The organism is Cryobacterium sp. MLB-32 (assembly GCF_000738085.1).
In the GTDB taxonomy this organism is placed as follows: Bacteria; Actinomycetota; Actinomycetes; order Actinomycetales; family Microbacteriaceae; genus Cryobacterium.
In genome coordinates this window covers 1-644 of record NZ_JPRS01000692.1, presented here as the reverse complement: position 1 = coordinate 644, position 644 = coordinate 1, and the positions used below count along the sequence as shown (strand labels likewise).

General features: G+C 56.2%; 1 protein-coding gene. It reads right to left on the bottom strand.

Annotated elements, in window-relative coordinates:
* Positions 1-65: 65 nt before the first annotated feature.
* Positions 66-425 (bottom strand): GNAT family N-acetyltransferase, encoded by a 360-nt coding sequence (locus JF66_RS20930; protein WP_081882543.1) that lies wholly within the window; start codon positions 423-425, stop codon positions 66-68.
* Positions 426-644: the final 219 nt, after the last annotated feature.

Here is a 644-nt window from a genome sequence, read left to right as displayed (position 1 = left end):
TGATCGGGATGAATGTGCGCTGTGAGGCGGCAGACTCCGTTTGATCGCAACCAGGCGACCATCGCTTAAGCGGCCTCAGAAGCGATTCCTCGCCCTTGCCAGTCGGGTGAAATGACCCAAGCGATGTCGGCCACGAGATTCGACCCGTCGTCTTCGACGGTTGCCTGTACGAACCCCACCGGTTTTCCTATGTCTCGCTCAATGACAACCCAGTTTAGCCACCACTGCGAACCATCTTCAGAGTGCCCCACGGTTTGTGCGGCATAGCGTTTTTCCAGCAGCTTCAGTGAGGGTATTTCTCCGCCGGTGTAGTCATAGAGTGACGGTTGGGCCAGAACCTCGATCATCGAAGGCGCGTGCTCCACCGACAGCGGTTCCAACAAAAGTCGTGCAGTAACAATGCATTCAGTTGTGGGCCAGTCCATTCTTTGACAATGGCAGAGTCCTGAGATCTTCGTAAGCCGAACCCCCGACGGGACGGTCTGGGTCTAATTCTTCAGAGAGATTCGTGCCAGGACCGTCGAGTTGCGAGTCGGGCGGTCAGAAAGAGAGCAAAGCCCAGGACTCCGAGGATCGCGGCGAATGTGATTCCCCAGTCCCACACGCTGCTCTGGGTATGTACTAGGAGGAGTTCATGATCGCTT

Coding starts and splice junctions, on each gene's coding strand:
- JF66_RS20930 (WP_081882543.1), bottom strand. CDS start 425: ATGGACTGGCCCACAACTGAATGCATTGTTACTGCACGACTTTTGTTG.